This is a genomic window from Candidatus Palauibacter sp. (genome assembly GCF_965216145.1).
Taxonomy (GTDB): Bacteria; Gemmatimonadota; Gemmatimonadetes; order Palauibacterales; family Palauibacteraceae; genus Palauibacter.
Map to the genome: position 1 here is coordinate 1,205,850 of NZ_OZ244149.1, position 20,497 is coordinate 1,226,346.

21 protein-coding genes and 1 pseudogene are annotated in these 20,497 nt (G+C 67.3%); 9 read left to right on the forward strand and 13 right to left on the reverse strand.

Annotation, left to right across the window (positions count from 1 at the left end; translation table 11 throughout):
• Window positions 1-67 precede the first annotated feature (67 nt).
• Together ACOOHF_RS05300 and ACOOHF_RS05305 are read left to right on the forward strand one after the other, a co-directional pair.
• Window positions 68-994, forward strand: a complete 927-nt coding sequence (locus ACOOHF_RS05300; protein ID WP_420463681.1) for a sulfotransferase domain-containing protein — start codon at window positions 68-70, stop codon at window positions 992-994.
• A complete protein-coding gene (locus ACOOHF_RS05305) occupies window positions 991-1,791 on the forward strand; it encodes a glycosyltransferase family 2 protein (protein WP_420463682.1) in 801 nt (266 codons plus the stop codon). Before ACOOHF_RS05300 ends, ACOOHF_RS05305 begins: the two co-directional genes overlap by 4 nt.
• Here the strand turns inward: ACOOHF_RS05305 and ACOOHF_RS05310 are convergent.
• From ACOOHF_RS05310 to ACOOHF_RS05325, 4 genes are all read right to left on the reverse strand, one after another.
• Window positions 1,773-3,002 carry a 6-bladed beta-propeller gene (locus ACOOHF_RS05310; RefSeq protein WP_420463683.1) on the reverse strand — a complete coding sequence of 410 codons (1,230 nt, stop codon included), beginning with the start codon at window positions 3,000-3,002 and terminating at the stop codon, window positions 1,773-1,775. The two genes, ACOOHF_RS05305 and ACOOHF_RS05310, sit on opposite strands and share 19 nt — an antisense overlap.
• A gap of 4 nt (window positions 3,003-3,006) precedes the next feature.
• A complete protein-coding gene (locus tag ACOOHF_RS05315) occupies window positions 3,007-3,903 on the reverse strand; it encodes a glycosyltransferase (RefSeq protein WP_420463684.1) in 897 nt (298 codons plus the stop codon).
• Window positions 3,904-3,961: 58 nt separating this feature from the next.
• A complete protein-coding gene (locus tag ACOOHF_RS05320) occupies window positions 3,962-6,811 on the reverse strand; it encodes a M14 family metallopeptidase (RefSeq protein ID WP_420463685.1) in 2,850 nt (949 codons plus the stop codon).
• A 211-nt stretch (window positions 6,812-7,022) separates the two neighbouring features.
• Window positions 7,023-10,283: a VPS10 domain-containing protein gene (locus tag ACOOHF_RS05325; RefSeq protein ID WP_420463686.1), complete on the reverse strand. Its 3,261-nt coding sequence runs from the start codon at window positions 10,281-10,283 to the stop codon at window positions 7,023-7,025.
• Window positions 10,284-10,516: 233 nt separating this feature from the next.
• Between ACOOHF_RS05325 and ACOOHF_RS05330 the strand changes: the two genes are divergently transcribed.
• The 5 genes from ACOOHF_RS05330 to ACOOHF_RS05350 all read left to right on the forward strand — a co-directional run bounded on the left by ACOOHF_RS05330 (window position 10,517) and on the right by ACOOHF_RS05350 (window position 15,092).
• Window positions 10,517-12,112, forward strand: coding sequence for a M56 family metallopeptidase (locus tag ACOOHF_RS05330; RefSeq protein ID WP_420463687.1), 1,596 nt, complete (start codon window positions 10,517-10,519; stop codon window positions 12,110-12,112).
• A gap of 59 nt (window positions 12,113-12,171) precedes the next feature.
• Entirely contained in the window at window positions 12,172-12,540 is a 369-nt protein-coding gene (locus ACOOHF_RS05335) for a BlaI/MecI/CopY family transcriptional regulator (protein ID WP_419933987.1), read from the forward strand.
• Window positions 12,541-12,719: 179 nt separating this feature from the next.
• A complete protein-coding gene (locus ACOOHF_RS05340; RefSeq protein WP_420463688.1) occupies window positions 12,720-13,478 on the forward strand; it encodes a creatininase family protein in 759 nt (252 codons plus the stop codon).
• Window positions 13,479-13,527: 49 nt separating this feature from the next.
• Entirely contained in the window at window positions 13,528-14,655 is a 1,128-nt protein-coding gene (locus tag ACOOHF_RS05345; protein ID WP_420463689.1) for an amidohydrolase family protein, read from the forward strand.
• Between the two features lie 80 nt (window positions 14,656-14,735).
• Complete coding sequence (locus tag ACOOHF_RS05350) at window positions 14,736-15,092, forward strand: hypothetical protein (RefSeq protein ID WP_420463690.1); 357 nt, start codon at window positions 14,736-14,738, stop codon at window positions 15,090-15,092.
• Between the two features lie 64 nt (window positions 15,093-15,156).
• Here ACOOHF_RS05350 and ACOOHF_RS05355 read toward each other — a convergent pair whose 3' ends face one another.
• Window positions 15,157-15,663 carry a DinB family protein gene (locus tag ACOOHF_RS05355; protein ID WP_420463691.1) on the reverse strand — a complete coding sequence of 169 codons (507 nt, stop codon included), beginning with the start codon at window positions 15,661-15,663 and terminating at the stop codon, window positions 15,157-15,159.
• A gap of 210 nt (window positions 15,664-15,873) precedes the next feature.
• Here ACOOHF_RS05355 and ACOOHF_RS05360 point away from each other — a divergent pair, with 210 nt between their 5' ends.
• Both ACOOHF_RS05360 and ACOOHF_RS05365 read left to right on the forward strand, forming a co-directional pair.
• Window positions 15,874-16,110 (forward strand): type II toxin-antitoxin system Phd/YefM family antitoxin, encoded by a 237-nt coding sequence (locus ACOOHF_RS05360; protein WP_420463692.1) that lies wholly within the window; start codon window positions 15,874-15,876, stop codon window positions 16,108-16,110.
• Window positions 16,111-16,112: 2 nt separating this feature from the next.
• The gene (locus ACOOHF_RS05365; protein ID WP_420463693.1) at window positions 16,113-16,499 is read left to right on the forward strand and encodes a type II toxin-antitoxin system VapC family toxin; all 387 of its coding nucleotides are present in this window, start codon (window positions 16,113-16,115) and stop codon (window positions 16,497-16,499) included.
• Here ACOOHF_RS05365 and ACOOHF_RS05370 read toward each other — a convergent pair whose 3' ends face one another.
• The 8 genes and pseudogenes from ACOOHF_RS05370 to ACOOHF_RS05405 form a co-directional block, all read right to left on the reverse strand.
• Entirely contained in the window at window positions 16,500-16,859 is a 360-nt protein-coding gene (locus tag ACOOHF_RS05370; RefSeq protein WP_420463694.1) for a hypothetical protein, read from the reverse strand. It lies immediately after the preceding gene.
• Between the two features lie 25 nt (window positions 16,860-16,884).
• Complete coding sequence (locus tag ACOOHF_RS05375; RefSeq protein WP_420463695.1) at window positions 16,885-17,310, reverse strand: hypothetical protein; 426 nt, start codon at window positions 17,308-17,310, stop codon at window positions 16,885-16,887.
• The gene (locus tag ACOOHF_RS05380) at window positions 17,307-17,504 is read right to left on the reverse strand and encodes a DUF4143 domain-containing protein (RefSeq protein ID WP_419933996.1); all 198 of its coding nucleotides are present in this window, start codon (window positions 17,502-17,504) and stop codon (window positions 17,307-17,309) included. Before ACOOHF_RS05380 ends, ACOOHF_RS05375 begins: the two co-directional genes overlap by 4 nt.
• A gap of 93 nt (window positions 17,505-17,597) precedes the next feature.
• A complete protein-coding gene (locus tag ACOOHF_RS05385; RefSeq protein ID WP_420463696.1) occupies window positions 17,598-18,026 on the reverse strand; it encodes a hypothetical protein in 429 nt (142 codons plus the stop codon).
• Between the two features lie 217 nt (window positions 18,027-18,243).
• The gene (gene darG, locus ACOOHF_RS05390) at window positions 18,244-19,329 is read right to left on the reverse strand and encodes a type II toxin-antitoxin system antitoxin DNA ADP-ribosyl glycohydrolase DarG (RefSeq protein WP_419933998.1); all 1,086 of its coding nucleotides are present in this window, start codon (window positions 19,327-19,329) and stop codon (window positions 18,244-18,246) included.
• A 20-nt stretch (window positions 19,330-19,349) separates the two neighbouring features.
• Entirely contained in the window at window positions 19,350-19,670 is a 321-nt protein-coding gene (locus ACOOHF_RS05395; RefSeq protein ID WP_420463697.1) for a DUF4433 domain-containing protein, read from the reverse strand.
• An 83-nt stretch (window positions 19,671-19,753) separates the two neighbouring features.
• Window positions 19,754-19,870 (reverse strand): annotated as a pseudogene (locus ACOOHF_RS05400) (hypothetical protein); the annotation flags it as partial.
• 19 nt (window positions 19,871-19,889) lie between these two features.
• Complete coding sequence (locus ACOOHF_RS05405; RefSeq protein ID WP_420463698.1) at window positions 19,890-20,474, reverse strand: DinB family protein; 585 nt, start codon at window positions 20,472-20,474, stop codon at window positions 19,890-19,892.
• Window positions 20,475-20,497: the final 23 nt, after the last annotated feature.

Below are 20,497 nucleotides of genomic sequence, written 5' to 3' on the forward strand. Positions count from 1 at the left end.
GCCCCCGAAGGCGCCCCTGCGCCCGAAGCCGGCGCTGAAGCGATGGTTCGGACGAACCAAACGCCGAGTGGGCTACTACCGGCTGCGGGATGGGCTCCGGAACCGGCTGAGCGAGCCTCGCTTCCTCCACTCGCTGAGGCCCTCGGACGTGTTCCTCGTCGGCCATCCAAAGTCGGGAAACACTTGGGTCGGCTACATGCTGGCGGTGTTCCTGGCCGACGACCGAGAGGGCGAGGTCAACCTCTACAACGTCGGCGATTACGTCCCGTTCGTGCACGGCCGCGATCAAGAGATCGCCGCCTACGCGCACCTGCCGAACCCGCGTGTGTTCCGGAACGAGTACCCCCGGCACCCGAGGCGTTACCCCGGGACTCTCTATCTGGTGAGGGATCCGAGGGCGGTCCTCGTCTCGTTCTGGCATATGTACGTGACGATGTTCGGCGACCGCGCCATGACGCTGCCGGCATTCGTCAACGGATACCTGACGGGAACCGCTCCGTTTGATTCCTGGCACCGGCATCTGGCGCGCTGGGATCGGCAGGTCTCGGCGGCGTTGCGGCGCGCGGAAGAGGGTGACCGGATCCTCCTCGCTCGCTACGAGGACTTCGTCGAGGACCGTGAGGCGGCGCTCCGGCGCGTCGCGGGGTTCGTCGGACGCGCCTCCGCGGAAGGCGTTCCCGCGGGAACGTTTGTACGGAATTCGGTACGAATATCGTCTGCGCGAGGATCCGACGGCGATGGCGACGTGGCGGCAAGGACGGCATCGTTCGAAGCGAGGCTGTCCCGCGCCGTGGCGCGCGGGACGTTCGAGGCGATGAAGGAGGTCGAGGACCGACACGGCGCCGAGGCGTATGTCGGCCGCGCCCGAGGCGAGGGGCGGTTCATCCGCCGGGGACGTGCGGACGGCTGGAAGGACGAGATGAACCCGGGCGTCGCGGCCCGCATCGAGACCGCGTTCGGCCCGGTCATGGAGCGGGCGGGGTATCTGCGGTGACTGCGTCCATCGCGCTCGACATCGCGGTCATCGTCTCGACCTACGAGCGCCCCGACGCCCTGGGTGCGGTGCTGCGGAGCCTCGACGACCAGACGTATCGCCGTTTCGAGGTCGTCGTGGCGGACGACGGCTCCGGCCCGAACGCCCGCGCCCTCGTCGCGCGTCGGGCGGAAGAACTCGGCTACCCTCTGCGGCACGTCTGGCAGGAGGACCGCGGATACCGCCTCGCCGCGATCAGGAATCGCGCCGCCGCCGAGACCGAGCGAGAATACCTCGTCTTCCTGGACGGTGATTGCGTCGTTCGGCCCGACTTCCTGCGGCGGCACGCGCGGCTCGCCGAGCCGGGACACTTCGTCCACGGCAGCAGGGTCCGCCTCGACCGCCGACTCTCGCGGACCGCGCTCGAACGCGGACTCCCCGTTGGCCGGTGGCGCACCTCACGCTGGCTCGTGGAGCGGCTGCGGGGGCGGGTGGACCGGTTCACGCCTCTGCTCCGCGTGCCGCTGGGCCCTCTACGCCGGGTGTCGCCGCGCAAGTGGCAGGGCGTGAAGGGCTGCAACTTCGCGTTGTGGCGCACGGACTTCCTGGCCGTGAACGGCTTCGACGAGGGCTACGAGGGCTGGGGCTTCGAGGACAACGATCTCGTCGCCCGTCTCATCCGGAACGGGGTCCGCCGCAAGGAGGGACGGTACGCCGTGCCCGTCCTTCATCTGTGGCACGCGGACCGCCCACCCGATCCTGCGAGCCGCGAACGGTTCGAGCGCCGGCTTCGCTCCGGCTACCGCGTCACGCGGTAACGCAGAACGGACGGGACGTCGAATTCGTCTTCCTCGACGGCGACCATGACGGTCTCCAGCGCGGCGACGACCCGATGGCCGCAGGGAAGGCTGACCGTTCCTCGCACTTCGCCGTTCTTCTCCAGCACGGTCCAGGCGATCCGGTCCGCCGCCCCCTCCTCACGACGCAGCCAGATGGATCCGTCCTGCCCTGCCACGAGGCCTGTGACCGGCGGCAGCGTCTCGGGAACCAGACCAGCCTCCCGCAGAGGTCGCATGAAGTCGGGACCATCGGGACCGCCGTCGACGTCCGGAGGAAAGACCGTGAGATCACCGAGTGATCGCTCGAGGTCTGCTTCAGCTACCGGAATCGGTCGGTACGTGTAGTTGCGGGAGAACAGGGTATCGGCCCCGGGGCCGATCCGGTTCACCGACACGCTCGCCCTGCCCGATTCAAGGTCGCGCGCTACGACGACGCCCGCGCCGTTCGGCATGATGGCCGTGTGCGGATGCCGCTGGAATGGAGCGGCAATCTGGAACACGGAGCCGCGACGCCTCAAACCCACGGTAGCGCTCGTCGTTTCCTCCCACGCCAGCGTGTCGACCACCCTGGATTCGGCGTCGATCTTGAGGAGGGGAATGCGCAGGGTTGTCCGGCGCACCTCCTCGCCGGGAGGCTCGGGCAGGAGCATCATGTTCGGCCTCACGAGTGCTGATCCGCCGCTGAACAGAGCGACCGGTGGGCCGGGGAGAAGCAGGAGCTGGGACCCGTCCTCGACCCGCCGAGGCTCCATGTCGGCGATCCATTGGCGTGACCGGATGAAATCGCCATCAGGCGAGAAGAAGCTCACGCGCCCAAGATCCGGATCGCTCGCGAAGAGGGTGTCGCCGAGGAGGCCGAGGGCGGCCAACCCCATGAACTCGCCCGGACCCTCACCCTGGCGTCCGATGGTGTCCGTGACGCGGCCGGTTTCGTCAAGGACGTAGACGGCTCGCGCCTGAGGCTGCGACACGAAGAGGCGTCCATCGTGACCGATGACGACGTCACCCACCTTGGTGAGCGGCCAGTCAGGGTCGAGGGCTTCGTCGATTCTCAGTTCGAGGTGAGCGGTCAAGTCGGAATGGGCACCTGACAACTCCGGCTCCGCAGCGAGCCGGGAAGCGCGCGACCCCTCGCGGCAGGCCCCGACGACGAGCGCAAGGGCGGCGAGGACGAGAGTTGGCCTCTGCATCACGTCAACCTCCGTCGGGGCGTGGTCCCTTGTGGATACCGTGTTTCGTCCAGTGGGGTCCTCGCACGAGACCTTCGAAGAAGCGCAGCCACCGGGGCACGCCCCGGGTCTCGGCCCGCAGTTGAGCGTTTCTCGCCTGCGCCTCACGATCGAGCCAGGGACGGGCGTGCTCCACATGCGCGCACACCGCCCGGTGCCTGGCCTGTAGCGGGCGGATCCCCGCGTTGCGCAGGCGTTCGCCCAGTTCGCGGTCCTCGACCGGGTAGGTCATCCGCTCGTCGAAGCCGTTCACCGCCAGCAGGTCCGACTTCCAGGCCGACGCGTTGTGCCCGTTCCATGTCGCCCGGGTCGTGGTCAGGCGATCAAGCCACACCGCCCGGGGACGCGAACGTGTGAGCTTGTGCCGGTCCCGGCCACGGACGATCGCCTGCCGCTCCCGGAGCCACGCCTCCTCGAACGGCGACCCCGCGAGCACAGCTTCCCTGTCGATCGCAGCCCCCACGTCGCTGGCGAGGCGAACTCTCCCGCCGGAGACGAAGTGCCCTCGCTTCGCCAGCGCGGCGTGCGTCTCCACGAAATCGTCGCGCGGGATGCAGTCGCCGTCACTGAGGATGAGGTAGGCCCCGCGCGCCTCGACGATCGCCTGGTTGAGGATCCGACACTTCCGAAATCCGTCGTCCGTCTGCCACAAGTGCCGGATCGTGAGGCCGGTGGACTCCCGCATGTACTCGATCCGGTCGCGCGTCTCCGGCCCCGAGCCGTCATCGGCGATGACCACCTCGAAGTCGCGGCGAGTCTGCGCCGAATAGCCCCATAGGGTGAGTTCCAACTCGTCCGGCGCGTTGTAGGTGCTGAGGACGATGGAAAGACCGGGAGCACTCCGGAGGAAGCGGTGAGCCACTTCCGGTGACGTCTAGTGCTGCGGTTCGCGGGGCGGCTTCCAGCCTCTCAATATCGGCCTACGGGCGCCCGGGCTCCGCGTTCGAGAGGGCGATGGCGTTGAACAGGAACTTGAAGGTGCCGTGCGGCTGCGCGCGCCGCGTGATGAGCGGGCCGAACAGATAAAGGTGTCCGTCGCCGACCTCGGCCTCCGCCATCGTCACGCCGCCCTGCAGGTACTCCTGGCCCCAGGCCCAGCCGCTGATCAGCGGCGCGTCGTTGTCGAACCACGCGAGCGACGTCACCCCCATCGCGGCGGCGGCACCGGAGTCCAGCGCCGATGGGCTGAACACGGGGCTGTTGTTGAACGAGACCGCGAGCGGCGAGGGAACGCCCGTCGCGACGATCCTGGAGTTATCCACCGTCACCTCGAGGATCGACCCGGGCACGTAGTACTCCTCCCGGCTCAGCGGCTGTCCGCCATTGACCAGATGGTCCTCGAGCGGGAGGCCGAGCGCCTTCCCGAGATCGGTCGAACCGCCGATGGTGACGATCGAGCCGCCGTCCTCCAGGAACTCGATGAGCGCCGGCATCGTCGCCCCCGGCGTGACCCGTCCGAGTCGATCGCGGTACTCCGCGGGAATCGTCTCCGGATCCGGGGCGCCGAACCCGAACTGGCGCATCATCGCCTGCCGGACGGAATCGGGCACACCTGCGAACACCTCCTCGAACTGCGAACCGATGGCGCCCGCGGGGAAGATGATGACGTCGTAGTCATCGCTCAGATCTCCCTCGTTGAGCCGCTGCGGGAAGACGAGTTCGTAGTCCGCGAACCCGTACTGCTCGAGGATCCAGCGGATCCAGCCCGAGGGCATCGAGCCGCCGTACGTGTCCCAGAGCGCGATCCGGGACGCCCGCAGCCGCAGGGCGTCGGCGTCCGGATCGTCCGCCAGACCCCGGAAGTTAAGGCCCAGCTCGGCGGCCAGCGTCGCGACCTCGTCCGCGGTCCCGCCCCGGCTCTTCACGTAGAAGGTACCGGCCGGGTGCGTCCTCCCTTCCTCCGTCAGCGCCGAAGTGAGCCAGTAGACCTCGTGTCCCGAGCCCTGCAGCCGGTTGATCGCCGTGAACGAATCGTTCACCTCGTGGCTGAACAGGAAGCCGGCCGCACCACCCGCGTCCGCGACCACGCCGGGCATGGGACTCGCGTTCCACTCCGTGATCTCCTCGAACGGCCCGTCGAAGCCCTCCAGGATGCGGTCGAACTCGACCCCCATCTGGATCGCCAGCGTCCACCCCGCGTTGTCGTACGGTGGCGTCGGGGGCGCCCCCGGGTAGAGGAAGTCGTTCGGGTGGTCCTGCGGCTCGAACATGTCGAGGACGTGCGGACGGAAGGCCTGTGCCGCCCGCACGACATAGGAACCGGCAGGATAGCGCTCGCCCGCCACCGAGAAATCGGCCATAGCCCGCTCCACCATGACCCCCGTCTCGAGCAGCGCGTTGACGTACTTGGTCGCCGTGGGGAAGTCGGCCTGATCCGAGGGGAGGATGTACCCGCGCGGATCGCGCAGGTCGGGATCGAACAGCTTCTCATAGTCCTCGCGCGTCCCGCGGCTGCCGCCGAAGCCGCCCACGTTGCGGGCGAAGTCCGTCTCGCCCTGCCCCGCCCGCATCTCGTTGCGGAGCCAGTCCACGCGCTTGGGCTGGATCGTCCAGCTGTCCTTGTCCCCCCGCTCGATCGAGTTCATCCCCATGCGCCAGATGCGGTACAGGAACGTCTCCCGGTAGCGCGAGGCGAGGTCGAGCACGGCCTTGTTCGCGGTCACCGAGTAGTCGATCGACTGCCGGAAGTGCCACGGCTGCGGCGCGATCGGGGCGGGCAGATTGTCGTTGGGCAGCACCCGCTCGAGGATGAGCGGGATCTCCATCGGGGTCGGGTTCCCGATCGTCTCCGTGAGGAGCCCGATCATGTTGTGAAAGTACGGCATCGTGCGCAGGCCGCCGTTCCACCACGTGGAGTAGTTCGCCCCGCGCCGCCGCGTCGCCCCCGGCTTTCCCTCCGCCGTGAAGCGCGAGTGCATGGCCGCCCCCACGAGGTCGATCCCGGTGATCACCATGGGGTCGATGTTGTAATTGAAGGGATCCCGGAACGGCGGGGCGAAGAGCACGGTCCCCGTCGGACCCGTCTGGTGGTGGTTGTAGACGATCTGCGGATACCACGTCCGGTACATCTGCCGGTTCATGTTCTCGGATTCCGGCTGGAAGGACGCGTAGAAATCGCGGTTATTGTCGTGCCCCACGTACTTCTGGTACAGGACGGGGATCCCTCGCGTGGAGCGCTCCGTCTTCTCCTCGGTCCGCGTATACCAGTTCGAGACGAGGTCCATTCCGTCGGGATTCGCGTGGACGAAGAGGATGATGACATCGTCGAGGATCCGCATCGTCTCGTCGTCCGTCCCGCTCACGAACTGCCACAGCGTTTCCATCAACTGTTGCGCGCCCAGGACCTCCGTGGCGTGGAGGCCGCCGTCGATCCACACGACGGCCTTGCCGCGCTTCGCGAGGTCACGCGCCTCATCTTCCGACACCCCTCCCGCGCGCGCCAGGCGGGCCGAGATCTGCCGGTATTCATCCAGGTTCGCGTGGTTCTCGGGCGAGGTGACGATCGCCATGAGCTGGTCGCGGCCCTCGGCCGTCTTCCCGATCGACTGCAGCGTCATGCGGGGCGATTCGGCGGCCAGCGTCTCCCAGTAGCGGGTGAGGTCGCCGTAGTCCGGGAGCTCGTAGTCGGCGCCGATCCGGTGGCCGAAGAACGTCTCCGGCGTCGTGAGGTCCTGCGCAACGCCGGGTCGGACTGCGGCAAAGGCCAGAACGATCGCGATGGCGGGCGGCGCGCAGCGGGCCACGGACCGGTGGGGGGCGAGAAACGACATTTTGCGGACTCTCCTTATGAAGACCCTGTGCAGATCCTGTGCAGATCCTGTGCGGACGCGATGCCGAACTTCGGCGCATAATGGCGACGGGGTGGCCGGAAGCCCAAGCCCCCCGCCGAAAACGAAACCGCCCGCCGGCGAGCCCGAACTTCCGGGCTCTCGGCGGGCGGTCGTTACTGAAGCCCTGACAGCTTGCGGCTGAAGCGGACCGTCAGCGCATGGGCGGAGACGGCACCTGGATCGGGTCGCCGAGGTCCGGGCCGACCCCCGCCGCCTGCACCGCCGAGAAGAGCGCCGGCATCCGGTCCTCGATCACAGCGTTGAGGCGATCGATGGCGCCGGGCAGCACGTCCCACCCGCGCTCGAGCTGGTAGAGCATGTCGGCGGTCGGCGCGGTGTGGTATCCGGACAGGCCGCCGGACACGCCGGCACCGTCCCGGGCCCGGTCGAGTACGTCTCCGATCCCGTCCAGTTCCTCGCCCACGGCCTCGACCTCCGCCGTCAGCGACTCGGACACGTCGTGGTCCTCGAGCTGCGCCTCGATGTCGGACAGATGGTCGCGCAGCCGGCCCAGGGCCTGCAACCCCTCGTTCGTCGGCTTCGCCAGCGCGTAGGCGCTCATGAGGGCGTCCTGCCGCGCCATGAGATCGCTCCGGCTGATGTTCACCCGCGGGTCCAGCCGCACCGTGACGGCCGTCTCGAGCGTCTGCCCCGCCGCCTCCAGCCGGGCCGTGTACGTCCCCGGGAGGGCCTTGGGCGCAGTGGCGCCGGCGCGGAAGAACCCGCCGCCGCCAGGGGCGGCCGGCGGAGGCTCGTAGCGGAGATCCCACATCACCTCGTTCAGGCCGCGGTCGCCGCCGCCCTCGAGTTCACGGACCATGTCGCCGCTCGAATCGAGGATCGTGATGGTGGCGTTCCCGGCCATGGAGGCGCCGGCGGCGTCGGACGAGCCGCCGTTGGCGGACGGACCACCTGAACCGGCCACCCGGCCCATCATGTTCGCCTCATCGTCTTCGGCCATCGGGGCGTCCGGCAGGTCGCTGCCCAGCCAGTAACGGATGCGGGCGCCCTGCGGCGGGTTATCCGCCTCGAAGATGCCCGGCGTCCAGCCCTGCGGCGTGTACGGGTTGTAGGCGACCGCCGACTGGGTCGAGAAGAGGTGCATCTCGGAGGCGAGCACCGCCTGACTCAGTTCTTCGAGCGGGGTGACGTCCTCCATGATCCAGATGCCGCGCCCGTGCGTGCCGATGACGAGGTCGTTCTCGCGTTCCTGGATCTTGATGTCGTCCACCGGCACCGGCGGCATGTTCCGGAGCAGCGGGTGCCACGAGTTCCCGGCGTCGACCGAGAAGTAGGTCCCGATCTCGTTGCCGGCGAAGAGGAGGTTGGCCGCGCGCGGGTGCTGCTGGAGCGCGTTCATCGACCATCCGTCCGGCAGCCCGTTCGTCATCGCCCGCCACGACTCGCCGTAGTCGTTCGACACGTAGAGGTATGGCGCCATGTCGTCGTTGCGGTGGTTGTCGCCCGCCACCCACACCGTGCCCGCGTCGGCATGCGAGGCGACGATCCGCGTCATGTACAGCTGGTCGGGCACGCCCGGCATGTTGAGCGCCGCGTTCGTCCATGTGCCGCCGCCGTCCCGGGTGACCTGCAGGTTCCCGTCGTCCGTGCCCGCGTAGACCACCATCGGGTCGAGCGGTGATTCCTCGATCGAGATCATGTTGCCGAAGGTCGACGTCCCGTCGTTCGCCGACATCATCGGCTCGGAGCCGAGGACGCCCATGATCTCGAGCGTCTGGCGGTCGATGTCCTTCGTCAGGTCCGGGGAGATCTGCTCCCACGTCTGCCCGTAGTCCGTCGATTTGAACACGACGTTGCCGCCGTAGTAGATCGTATTCGGGTCGCTCGGCGAGACCTCGACCGGCGTGTCCCAGTTCCAGCGGTAGTCGGGTGGATCCTCTTCATCCTCCCCGGGGCGTCCCAGCGGACGCATCCGGAGACGCTCGCCGGTCTTCAGGTTCGTCCGCATCAGGTTCCCGTTCTGGGACTCGGCGAGCATCTCCCCGCCGTCGGGGTGGAGGACGGTGAAGTAGCCGTCGCCGCTCCCCACGTTGTACCAGTCGCGGGGCCGGATGCCCTGGTTGGACCAGGTGTCCGAGGGGCCGCACCACGAGCCGTTGTCCTGCAGGCCGCCGCACACGTGGTACGGGTCGCGGTTGTCGACCCCGATCTCGTAGAACTGCGCCAGCGGGAGATTGCGGAGCTGCCGCCAGCTGTCGGAGCGGTCCCAGCTGACCGAGACGCCTCCGTCGCCGCCGAGGATGAGGTGGTCGGAGTTCCCCGGATCGACCCACAGCGCGTGGTGGTCGGAGTGGACCTCGGAGGACGCGTCCGGCGTGAAGTTGTTCCCGCCGTCGGAGGAGCGGTACAGGTTCCCGCCGCCCAGGTAGACCCGCTCCGGATCGTTCGGATCGATGCGGATCTGGCTGTAGTACATGGGACGGTTGTTCGTCGTGCTGACCTGCGTCCACGTCTCGCCGCGGTCGGTGGACTTGTAGACGCCCGTCTTTTGATCCGGGTTGCCGGGCCCCTGCGGACCGCCGCCCTGGCCGGGGGCGCGCGCGTCGGCCTCGACGATCGCCATGACGAGGTTCCCGTCGCCCCGGTAGATGTCGAGCCCAATGCGGCCGAGGTCACCCTCCGGCAGGCCTCCGGCGAGCTTCGTCCAGTTGTCGCCGCCATCCATCGTCCGGTGGATGCCGCTGCCCGGCCCGCCGCCGTTGAAGCCCCACAACGTCCGCTGCCGCTGGTACATGGCCGCGAACAGCGTCATCGGGTCGCCCGGGTCCATGGCGAGGTCGATCGCGCCCGTGTGCTCGTCGACGTGGAGAACCAGTTCCCACGTCTCCCCTGCGTCCATCGTCCGGTACACGCCGCGCTCGGGGTTCGCGCCCCACAGGCGGCCCATCGCCGCCACGTAGGCCACGTCCGGATTCCGCGGGTGCACCTGGATGCGGGAGATGTGGTGCGTCGCCTCGAGCCCGAGGTGGGTCCACGTCCGGCCGGCGTCCGTCGACCGGAACACGCCCATCCCCCAGGGGGAGGACTGCCGGTTCTGCGGCTCTCCCGACCCGACCCACACGACGTTCGGGTTCGAGGGCGCAAGCGTCACATCCCCGACCGACAGCATCGGTTGGTCGTCGAAGACCGATTCGAACGTGTTCCCGCCGTTGATCGTCTTCCACACGCCGCCGGTCGCCACACCGACGTAGAAGGTGGACGGATCGGACTCGACGGCCGCGATGTCCGCGATGCGGCCTCCCATGATGGTGGGGCCGATCTCGCGCCACTCGAGCGCCGCGACGGCTGCCGCCATGTCGGCGTCCTGAGCCATCGCGGGGAGGGGTGTGGCGATGAGGGCGATCACCGCCGCAAGCGACAGACTTCCTGGGAGCCCTGAGCGCGTACGCATCTCGATTACCTCGTGTGGCAGGGGGTTCCGCGGGAGGGAGGCCCGGGCGAAGGAACCGGCACCGGCCACCCCACCCAACGACCATTACAACGGATATACAGTAGGCAAACCGACCGAAATCTGAAACCGCAGCTCGTGGGAAACGCCCGTCGACTCACCGAGGTTGCCGAATACGACATCACGTCGTAAAGTTACGACATGTCGTCGGTACGGTGGTCAACGGAGAGCGAGAAATGACGGATCTGATCCTCCAGATCGGGGCCAGCAAGCTGGTGCTGTCCGTCGGCCTTGCCGGAGTCGCGTGGATCGTGCAGCGCCGCCTCGGCTGGCCGTCTCTGGCCCACGGGCTCTGGTTGCTGCCGCTCGCGGCCCTGCTCGTGCCTCCGCTCGTCTCGATTCCGATCTGGCCGCGGGAGGCCGATCCCGTCGCGGCCGTCGCGGCCGCGGGCTTGTTGGGGGCGGAGCCGACGCCATTGGCGGGGGCCATCCTTGTCGGCTGGCTCAAGAGTCACGGCAAAGACGGGCTCGTCTGGCTCTGGCTGCTGGGCACCGCTTCCGTCCTCGGCTGGACGCTCGTTCGCACGCTGCGTTTCCACCGCTCGCTCGTGAGAGCGTCGGAGGTCGCGCCGCCCTCGGTCCAGCGCACCGCGCAGGAGATCGCCGGCGACCTCGGACTGGGTGCGGTCCCAACGGTTTACGCCACTCCCGCGCAAGTGTCTCCCATGGTGTGGTGGGCCGGAGGGAAGGCGCGGATCCTACTCCCCTCGCCCCTGCTGGTCGCGATGGATGGGGTCGAACTGCGCTGCATCCTGGCGCATGAACTCGCCCACGTCCGACGGCGCGATCACGTCGTCCGCTGGCTCGAATGGCTGGCGTGCGCCGCCTTCTGGTGGAACCCCGTCGCCTGGTGGGCACGCCGAAGGTTGCGGGCGTCCGAGGAGTTGTGCTGTGACGCGCTGGCCATCTCCACGATCGACGGCGAGCCACGGCTGTACGCCGGGGCCCTGCTCCGGGTGATCGATTTCATGTCCACAGCCCCGGCACCGGGGCCGCTGACCTTCGCGAGTACGGTCGATCGCTGCGGCCGCGCGTCGCAGCTTGAAAGGAGATTTCGCGTGATCATGACAAACGGAGAACCGACGCACGCCCCGCGCTGGCTGCGCCTCGCGCTGCGGTGCGGCGCCGTCTGCCTGCTGGCGGGCGGCCTGATCTACTGCACCGACCAGTCGGACCTGACGGCCGTGGACCCGGCGCTGGCGCCGCCGGTGCAGGAGACCGCCGAGTTCCTCGTCACCGAAGGAAACCCGACTGCCAAGTCACCTTTCGCGGTCGACGGAGATTCGTCCCTCCGTCCCGCCGAGGTTGAGCGGGTGCTGCGTACTCTCTCCGCCCGACTCGAGACTCTCGCGGCGGAACACTCACTCCCAAGCGAGCTTGTCGAGGCCCTCCATGCCGCCGGGGACCGGGTCTTCTCCCTATCCGGGGCCCTTTCGGCGGGTGAACCCGCTGGACCTGGCCGGATTCCCGACTTGTTCCTGGGTGTGACACCAGACGACGGGACCGGAGATCCCAGGTTGGTCTCGCTGGAGCTTGCCGCCCTTCGGTCCGCGCTGTCGGGAACCCCGCTCTCGGATGCAGAAGCCGTTGAGGCCGAGTTGGCCCGGCACCTGCGGGTGCGCCAAGCCCCAAACTTCAAGTTACTCCATGGGATGCATCTCGAATGTTCGGTTGATGAAGGCGGAAGTCTCTCTCCGAGCGAACTCGTTTCCGGCACGATGACGTGCGAGACGGCGGAAACCAGCAAGGGGAAGCTCCGCCTGAGGCGATAGCGCAGCGGCAGCGTGGCGCTCGACGCTCCCCGTCGGAAACGATCGAGAAAGGGTCTCGCATGACGATACCGCGCCTGGCCAACGCCGAACTCGCGGTCATGGAGCGACTCTGGAAGGAGGGGCGCCTCACCGCGCGCCGGCTTCGCGAACAGCTCTACCCCGACACCACGAGGTCGGCGCACGGAACCGTCCAGCGCCTCCTCCAGCGGCTGGAGGACAAGGGATTCGTCCACCGGGACGGCAGTCTCGGGACTCAGCTCTTCTCCACTCGGATCAGCCGGGAGGAATACGCGTCCGGGCGGCTCGAGGCGCTGGCCGACCGGATCACGGGGGGTTCGCTGGTTCCCATGATTACGCAACTGATCGAAGACCGGAAACTTGCGCCCGAGGAGATCGAGCGCTTGCGCAGGATCCTGGAGGAGGGATGACGCGAGGTGGGATCCCCGAGCTCGAGATCCCGAGGTCGAAGTAGCGGCGGGATCGTGCGCCGGGCGAGCCTCACCGCCAGGGTAGCGCCCTCGCCGGAATCCGCGGATCTTCGGCTTGCGACAGGCTGCGGGAGCTGAGCCCTCCCGCCTTCCAGCCCCAGCGAGCCGGAGTGCCTCCCATGTCTGCGGAAATACGGATGGAGCGGATGACCTCGCCCGAGATCGAGGCGGCGATCGAGGCCGGGGTCACGACCGTCGTCGTCGCGGCGGGGGCGGTGGAGCAGCACGGGCCGCACCTGCCGCTGTTCATGGATGCCGAGCACGGGGACCGGCTTGCGGTCGAGATCGCCCGGCGGCTCGGCGACGCGCTCGTCGCTCCCACGATCCGGGTCGGCTGGTCCGACCACCACATGGACTTCGCGGGCACCGTCTCCCTGAGCAAAAAGACCTTCCTCGCCGTGTGCCACGACTACTGCGTGAGCCTCGCGCGCCACGGGTTCCGGCGGGTCTGTCTCGTCCCCTCCCACGGCGGCAACTTCGCCCCGCTCGCCGAGGCGCGGGACGCGTTCAACGAAGCGGCGGGGCCCGACTGTTCCGTGGACGTATACGCGGATCTGATCGAGGTCATCGGGACCTGGCGGGAGATCGCCGAGGCGGAGGCGGGGTTCGGCGCCCGCGTGGGCGGCCACGCCGACATCGCGGAAACCTCCATCATGATGGCCATGCACGACGGACTCGTCCGGGAGGACCGGGTGGAGTGCGGGCAGTTGACGACGCCCGAGGAGGAACCGGAACTCATCCGGCGCGTGCTCAGCGAGGGGTTCAGGAGCGTGACTCCGAACGGCATCCTGGGCGACGCGCGGGGTGCGACCGCCGAGATGGGCGAGAAGATGATCACGGCGCTGGCGGACCGGATCGCCGCGCATTTCGGGGCGTAGACCAGCTTCCGGGTCGACGGGGGCGCGACTTGGCGAGGGAGACGACGGGATGAGGTTCGGGCGAGCGGGAGCGGCGGTCGTGATCATGCTGGGAGCCGCTGGATCCCTCGCGGCGCAGGAGCGGCGGCGTCCGCCGCCCGTGCCGCCGGACAACTCTCCGCCGATGACGATCGAGGCGTACGACCCGCACTCGACTCTCGTCGTCCCCGAGAACCCGGTCACGCGCGCCGGTTTCCCGTTCGTGGACGTTCACCTGCACCTCAACGCGACGATGCCCCGGGCGCGGCTCGACCAGCTCGTCCGGGACATGGACGCGCTCAACCTCGCGGTCGGCGTAAACCTCAGCGGAGGCAGCGGACCCCGGCTCGCGCGGCAGGTGGAAGCCTTCGAAGCGGCGTATCCCGGTCGTTTTGTCGTGTTCGCGAACGTCGATTTCGGCGACGTCGATGACCCCGAGTTCGGGGCGCTCGCCGCGGCCCGGCTGGAGGCCGATGTCGAGGCCGGCGCCCGCGGGCTCAAGATCTTCAAGAGCCTCGGGCTGCAGATCACGGATGCCGCCGGAGAGCGGGTCCCGGTCGACGACCCCCGTCTCGATCCGATCTGGGCCAGGGCGGGCGAACTCGGCATCCCCGTTCTCATCCACTCGGCGGACCCGGCGGAGTTCTGGGAACCGATGGACGAGAACAACGAGCGCTGGCTCGAGCTTCGCCTGCGGCCGCGGCGCCGCCAGACCGGCCCGCCGTCCTTCGAGCAGGTGCTGGGCGAGCAGCTCAACATGTTCCGCCGGCACCCGGAGACGACGTTCATCGCGGCGCACTTGGCGTGGCTCGGCCACGACCTCGGCCGCCTCGGGCACACGCTGGACGAGATCCCCAACATGAACGTGGGGCTGGGGGCGGTGATCTACGAGCCGGGGCGGCAGCCGCGTTTCGCGCGCGAGTTCTTCATCAACTACCAGGATCGGATCCTGATGGGGAAGGATTCCTGGGCTCCGGACGAGTATCCCACCTACTTTCGCGTGCTGGAGACCTCGGACGAGTACTTCCCCTACTACCGGAAGTACCACGCGTTCTGGCGCATGTACGGCCTCGACCTCCCGGACGAGGTCCTGCGCAAGGTCTACTTCGAGAACGCGCTCCGGATCGTCCCCGGCATCGACCGAAGCCGCTTCCCGTAAGGAGTGGACGAGACCCGAGGTCGCGCGTACGATCGGTCGCGAATCCACGTGCGCGGTGTCGGGAAACAGGGGAGTGAAACATGAAGGAGCCGGCGAAGAGGACCCTCGACTCCTACAGGTTGGCGCATGCGAAGGAGGAGGCGTACGACGCGGCCTACCGGGCGCTCGCTCAGAGTTCCGGAGCGTTGAAGAAGGCCGAGGCGCGACTCGAGGAGGCGAGAGAGTTGAGGACGCGCGCCGTCGCGAGGGTGTACGAGGCGGCCGCGGTCTTCGTCGATGCGGAGAGGAGGGCGGAGGTCGCCTACCGGGCGGCGGCGGAGGAGGGTGCCATCTCCGAGTCGGGCCCCACCGAGTTGAGCGATGCGAATCGCGGCTCCATCGCCCGCCAGGCCGCCAAGGCGAGCGCCCTGCTGCAGTGGCTCAAACTGTTGAGTTGATCCTGCCGGCGCTGTGGCGGCGAGGCGGGACGCGCCGCCTTGCCGCCGCGCCCCTCGCATCTCCTCACATATCCGGGAAGTCGGCGGTCGGCCCGAACACCTGGGGGACCGGCACGTCGAGCAGCCGCAGGTAGACCCCCAGCTGCGCCCGGTGGTGGATCAGGTGGTCGAGGATGAAGCTCCTCAGCACCACGGCCTTCGGCATCGTGAAGCGCGGCTCGCCGCCGACAAGCATGGTCCACGTACTCGCGAACGTCTCATCGGAGGTCGACTCGATCGACGCCCGAGCCGTGGCGGCACTCTGGTCGAGGGCCGCAACCAACTCGGCGGCGGACCCGAGCACCGGGTTCTGCGGGGGGCCACCGCCCTCGGGATCGATGTCGAATTCGGACATCGTCAGGGTCGGCATGGTCCAGTTCGGGATCATCGCGATGTGCGTCGCCAGCTCCCCGAGCGTCCACGACTTCTCGTGCGGACGCCAGCCCAGGCTGTCTTCGGGGACGACTTCCAGCATGGCGCGGCAACCGGCCACGATATGGTCGAACGCCATGAGAGTTCCTTGAGCGGACATGAGATACTCCAGTTTGAGCGGGTGGATCTTCGACTCCAGGCCTTGACACCTGTTGGGCGTGGGAAGCTGCAAGGTCTGCCCGCAGGATGGAACCATCCGCGACCCGACGCGGATCGGGCGCTCGCCGTCTCACCCGGAAACGCCCGGCGCCTTGATCTCTCGCGCGATCTAGCTAGATTTCTAGCTAGATCGTCAGGTTCCGGGGGAAAGATGACCGTGATCGTGAACGTACACGAAGCCAAGACCCAACTCTCCCGACTGCTTGCGCAGGTCGAGGCGGGGGAGGATGTCGTGATCGCGCGCCGGGGCGAACCGGTGGCGCAGCTCGTTGCCTGCAAGCCGCGCGGCCGGCGGCAGCCAGATGTCCTCAAGGGGAAGATCGTGATCCCCGACGACTTCTTCGATCCCCTGCCGGAGGAGGAACTGGTGGCCTGGGAGGGCAAATAGAGGTGCCGGTTCTGCTGGATACCCACGCGTTCCTGTGGTGGATCGCGGACAGTGGGCGTCTTTCCCGACGTGCACGACGCGTGATCGCCGACGAGACGAACGAGGTGGTGGTCAGCGCGGCGTCCGCTTGGGAAATCGCCACCAAGTACCGGATCGGGAGACTTCCGGACGGCGCAGCCGTGGCTCTCGATGTCGTCGGCCACATCGCCGGTCAGGGCTTTCGGGAGCTCTCGATCAGCGTCACCGATGCCGTACGCGCCGGCCGCCTCCCCGGACCGCATCGGGACCCGTTCGACCGAATGCTTGTCGCGCAGGCTCTCGGGGGTGGGCTCTCGCTCGTGTCAGCCGACGCGGTGTTCGACCGTTACGGCGTCGACCGGCTCTGGTAGTCATTCGCGCGGCTTGCCGGTGTCGCCCCGCCGGATCTCGAAGTCGCGCCGGTCGCGGTAGAAGAGCGCGCGGTTGAGGACGTAGTCGCCGCCTTCAAGATCGATGTCCGGGCATTCCGTCATCGTCCAGTACTTGTGCTCGCCGAGAAACAGGTACTCTCGGGTCTGGTGGAAGAAACGGCAGGTGACGCCCTCGCCGCGCCCGATCCGCTCGCAGAAGGCGGCCAGGAGTTCCTGCTGCCCGTCTTTCTGGCTGACGACGTACTCGTGGGGCCAGGTTTCGCGGTAGGTCACGGCCTCGCGCCACGGGGCGCGAGCGACCAGCTCCATGATGTCCGGCTTCCGCCGTGCGTCTGCCATCCCCGGCCTCCTCGGCGCGCGGCGCCTACCCGCCCACGCGGTCCAGGTCCAACTGGAGCGTGGCGTCGACCCCGAACCGAATCATCCCACGAATCTGGTCTGCCCCGAACAGGTTACCCGAGTAGCCGATGTTGGTAATCCGACCCGCAGCCCTCCACTCGAGGATCAGCGACACGTTCGGGTGCTCGTGCAGTCCGATAACCGTGCCGGAGATCATGTCCCCTTCCTCCTGCAGGGTGACCGTACCCGTGATCGCGCCGCGGTCGTTCGCGGACAGTCGGAAGTCGAAGCCGACCACCGAAGCCTCATCGACGACCTGCCCGACCCAGTGGCCGGTGATGTCCGGCGGGGCAGGCCCGGAAGTTCCGTCCCCGCAGCCGGCGAGCGCCACCGCGAGTACAATGACCGCACCTGCCGATCGCGTCTTCGGGGTCGCTCTCGGCTTTCTCATCTCGTCTCCACTTCCGATCCGACATCGCCGTGAGACCCGGCGACGGTTTCGAGTAGCTGCCCAAGCAGGGATCGGTCGGCGGACACCTCTTGCGGGCCGACGCCGAGGAGGACCGCCGCCACGCCTTGATCGCCCAGGTGGAGCTTCGGCGTCTTGACCAGCCGACGCAACCGATTGCCGTGCCAAGGAGGCAATTCTCCAGCAGGAACCGGCGTTCAAGGTTGAGCTGCGGCTGATTGCAAGTTCGCGCCGACAGCCGACTCGTGCGGGGGTTGTAAACGCTCGCCTCAGGGCCGATGGTTGGGCGGTATTGTGGCGCCGTCGGGGTCGACGTCGGAACCTCGTGCGATGCGCCTGAATTCCAGCGTGCCGATGTTCTGCACGATCGTGCCGCGTCGTATGAAACCGCTGATGTGATGTTCGGATCTGAAGCGACCCTGATAGTCCTCCGAGGAGGTTTCGTAGTCGAGCGTCAAGGATACTTCCGAGAAGGCATGCACGCCGCTCACGGTTCCCGGGGATATCGTTTCAATCGGGTGGGGGATGCGGCGGAAATCGGTTCGGCTGACCGTGCCCGAGACGTTGCCTTCCCCGTCTTCCTGCAGCCAGAGCTGCCAGGCCAGGCCCCCGTCGATAACCGTCACGTTGCCGAGCCACGTCCCTGTAAGGGGCATTTCGGCCGGATCCGTCGTGAAGCCGCAGTCGGCGATCGCCACCAACAGGACGATCGAGACTGCAAAGCGCGCGGCACATTCCCACGCCCCAGACGCCTCCGGTCGCAAGACGCTCGACCGCTGCATTCAGGTCACGATGGCTGAGAAGAAATGTTGGTCGATGCTCTCCCTACGGTGAATCGATAACGGAATTGCCTCATGATTCCTTCAGGACCGGTGGCTTTCCGGTCACACTTGCAAACTCCTCCGCCTCCGGGACCTATTCGTTCTCGGTGACCGGTATTGTCTCGACGCAAGGAACGAAGCGATCTCTTAGCCAGCCCTTCTTGCTGAGTAGACGGCAGGCAAGTTCAATCTGCCGCTCCGAAAAATCCCGCTTTCGCTCGTTCCAGGCGTATGCTTGGTCGACCACGTCATCGACGCTGCCGGCGTCTTCCTGCGTGACGACCCAGTGAACCGTGGACAGCAACTCCAGACCGAACGGTGACTCGAACCCGGCTACAAGGTCTGCGACGCGGTTGAACCGGGCTTGCGTATCCGTCGTGGTCGTCACAAGGGCCTGCGCGTCATCAATCGCGCCTGGAACCAGTCTCAGCCGCTTGTCGGGCCGGTCACCTCCGTCCGCGTAGCCCGACACCATGTGTCCCTCTATGGCATGGAGCACGTGGCGGAGATTCTCTGCGTAAGGCCCATAGTGCCCTTTAGTGAACCTGAGCTTCAGTGGCTCTCCTGCAGCCTGCATGAAGTACATCAGCTTGTGCGCCTCCTGGAGCGTGACGAACGGATCCAGCAGACCTCGCAGGTATCGGTCGAGCAGTCCGACGAGGGCGGCGCGTCCCGGTGTCATGCGAGGAACATCGCTTGAGCGGTTGGCTGTCGCGTCCTCTGGGCCGCCTCCCGGCTCGAAGATGGTTACCTCGATGTCGCCATGATCCTTGAACGCCTCGAGAATGCGAGACCGTACCAGCGTCCAGTCGAGCCCACCCAAGCCACTCCCCAGCGGCGGGATTGCGACGGAGCGGATGTCTCGTTCGCGTATTTCCCGGACGAGAGATCGCAACCCGGAGTCGATGTCTTCGATGCGGCTCTTCCCACGCCAGTGACGCTTGCTGGGGAAGTTGATGATGTATCGTGGCGGCACCCCCGAACCGGTCTCGAAGACGAAGACGCGCCCCGGCTTCATCTCCCCCCGCTTACACTCAGCGGCATAAGCCTTGAAGTTCGAGGGGAAGGCGCGCTTGAACTGGAGTGCGATGCCACGCCCCATCACACCGACGCAGTTGACGGTGTTGACCAGAGCCTCGGCTTCTTCCGCGAACATGTCGCCCGTCTTGAACCGGATCACATGTGCCTCCGCTCGTTGCTTCAATAGTACCAATCCGACTTCACTTCCACACGAGGCACGTGCTCAGCCCCCCTCAGCGCCTCGTTCGCTTGCCGCTGGATCGCCGTTGAATGAACGCCTATGCGGGTGATGAGAAACCATGGAAACGACGACTCCATGAGAAACTCGGCCTGTTTCCCTTCCTTCCTGTCCCGCCAATCACGGGCCTGCACAGCCGGCCAGTCGATTCGGTGAAGTTCTTCCAAGTCGGACCAATCCTCGAAGTAGGAAGAACCTGCGTTGGACGCGGTAAACGCCCATCGTCGGTTGGCCCCTTCCGCCCAGGCGATCGCGCGATACAAGTCTGCTTCCAGGTGTACGTCAGAGAGGTGCGCGCACGTCTCGCCTTGATCTCTGCCATCCCGATCGACGTGCCAACCTTCGGTCGCTTCATCATCTCCGTGTCACAGGAGAGTCCTCCGTCACCTACGATCAAGATAAGACGGTCGACATGAACGATGTGATAGACCTTGGGCCGCGCAGGTACCGGGTGCAGAGGCATCCGCTCGTGGCTACTCGTGTCAGTTGGACCAGGGGGGGACGACGCCGTTCATGCGGGCGTAGGCGACGGACTGGCCGACGTGTTCGTTCATGTGCGAGACCAGCTGCAGGAGCACCGTCCAGCCCTGGACGCGGCGGCCGTAGAGTTCCGTCTCGCCGGCGAGGCTGGCCTCGCTGAGCGCGCCGACCTGCTCCATCACGTGGCGGACGGACATCTCGTGGATCTCGCGCACCTTGTCCTTGTCCCGGATCGACTCGATGTCCGCATAGTCGAACCCGTTGGGAGGCGCGATGCCCAGGTTCTGGTCGAGGTACATGAAGTTGTAGCGCGCGATGTGCATGTAGACCTCACCCACCTCCATCACGCCCTCGGCGGGCGCCCACGAGAACTTCTCCGTGGGCATGACGCGCGCGAGTTCGGAGATCTTGCGGCTGGAGCGCTGGAAGTGGTCGAGGATCTCGTCCCGGACCGCGATCGGATCCGTCCCGGGGGCGAGCGTCAGCTCATGGGACACGAGAGCGTCGTTGATGGGGATCTGCGCGAGCAGAGTCGCGGGCGCGAGGGCCGCGGCGACGACGAGAGCTGCGAGGGATTCCCGCCTCATCTGACTTCCTCCTGCGGTTGCTG

Bases quoted from the DNA above. Each gene is read 5' to 3' on its own strand.
- ACOOHF_RS05330 (WP_420463687.1), top strand. From the start codon at position 10,517: ATGACGGATCTGATCCTCCAGATCGGGGCCAGCAAGCTGGTGCTGTCC.
- ACOOHF_RS05355 (WP_420463691.1), bottom strand. From the start codon at position 15,663: ATGTCCGCTCAAGGAACTCTCATGGCGTTCGACCATATCGTGGCCGGT.
- ACOOHF_RS05310 (WP_420463683.1), bottom strand. From the start codon at position 3,002: ATGCAGAGGCCAACTCTCGTCCTCGCCGCCCTTGCGCTCGTCGTCGGG.
- ACOOHF_RS05405 (WP_420463698.1), bottom strand. From the start codon at position 20,474: ATGAGGCGGGAATCCCTCGCAGCTCTCGTCGTCGCCGCGGCCCTCGCG.
- ACOOHF_RS05340 (WP_420463688.1), top strand. From the start codon at position 12,720: ATGTCTGCGGAAATACGGATGGAGCGGATGACCTCGCCCGAGATCGAG.
- ACOOHF_RS05370 (WP_420463694.1), bottom strand. From the start codon at position 16,859: ATGGCAGACGCACGGCGGAAGCCGGACATCATGGAGCTGGTCGCTCGC.
- ACOOHF_RS05325 (WP_420463686.1), bottom strand. From the start codon at position 10,283: ATGCGTACGCGCTCAGGGCTCCCAGGAAGTCTGTCGCTTGCGGCGGTG.
- ACOOHF_RS05375 (WP_420463695.1), bottom strand. From the start codon at position 17,310: ATGAGAAAGCCGAGAGCGACCCCGAAGACGCGATCGGCAGGTGCGGTC.
- ACOOHF_RS05335 (WP_419933987.1), top strand. From the start codon at position 12,172: ATGACGATACCGCGCCTGGCCAACGCCGAACTCGCGGTCATGGAGCGA.
- ACOOHF_RS05350 (WP_420463690.1), top strand. From the start codon at position 14,736: ATGAAGGAGCCGGCGAAGAGGACCCTCGACTCCTACAGGTTGGCGCAT.
- ACOOHF_RS05345 (WP_420463689.1), top strand. From the start codon at position 13,528: ATGAGGTTCGGGCGAGCGGGAGCGGCGGTCGTGATCATGCTGGGAGCC.
- ACOOHF_RS05320 (WP_420463685.1), bottom strand. From the start codon at position 6,811: ATGTCGTTTCTCGCCCCCCACCGGTCCGTGGCCCGCTGCGCGCCGCCC.
- ACOOHF_RS05360 (WP_420463692.1), top strand. From the start codon at position 15,874: ATGACCGTGATCGTGAACGTACACGAAGCCAAGACCCAACTCTCCCGA.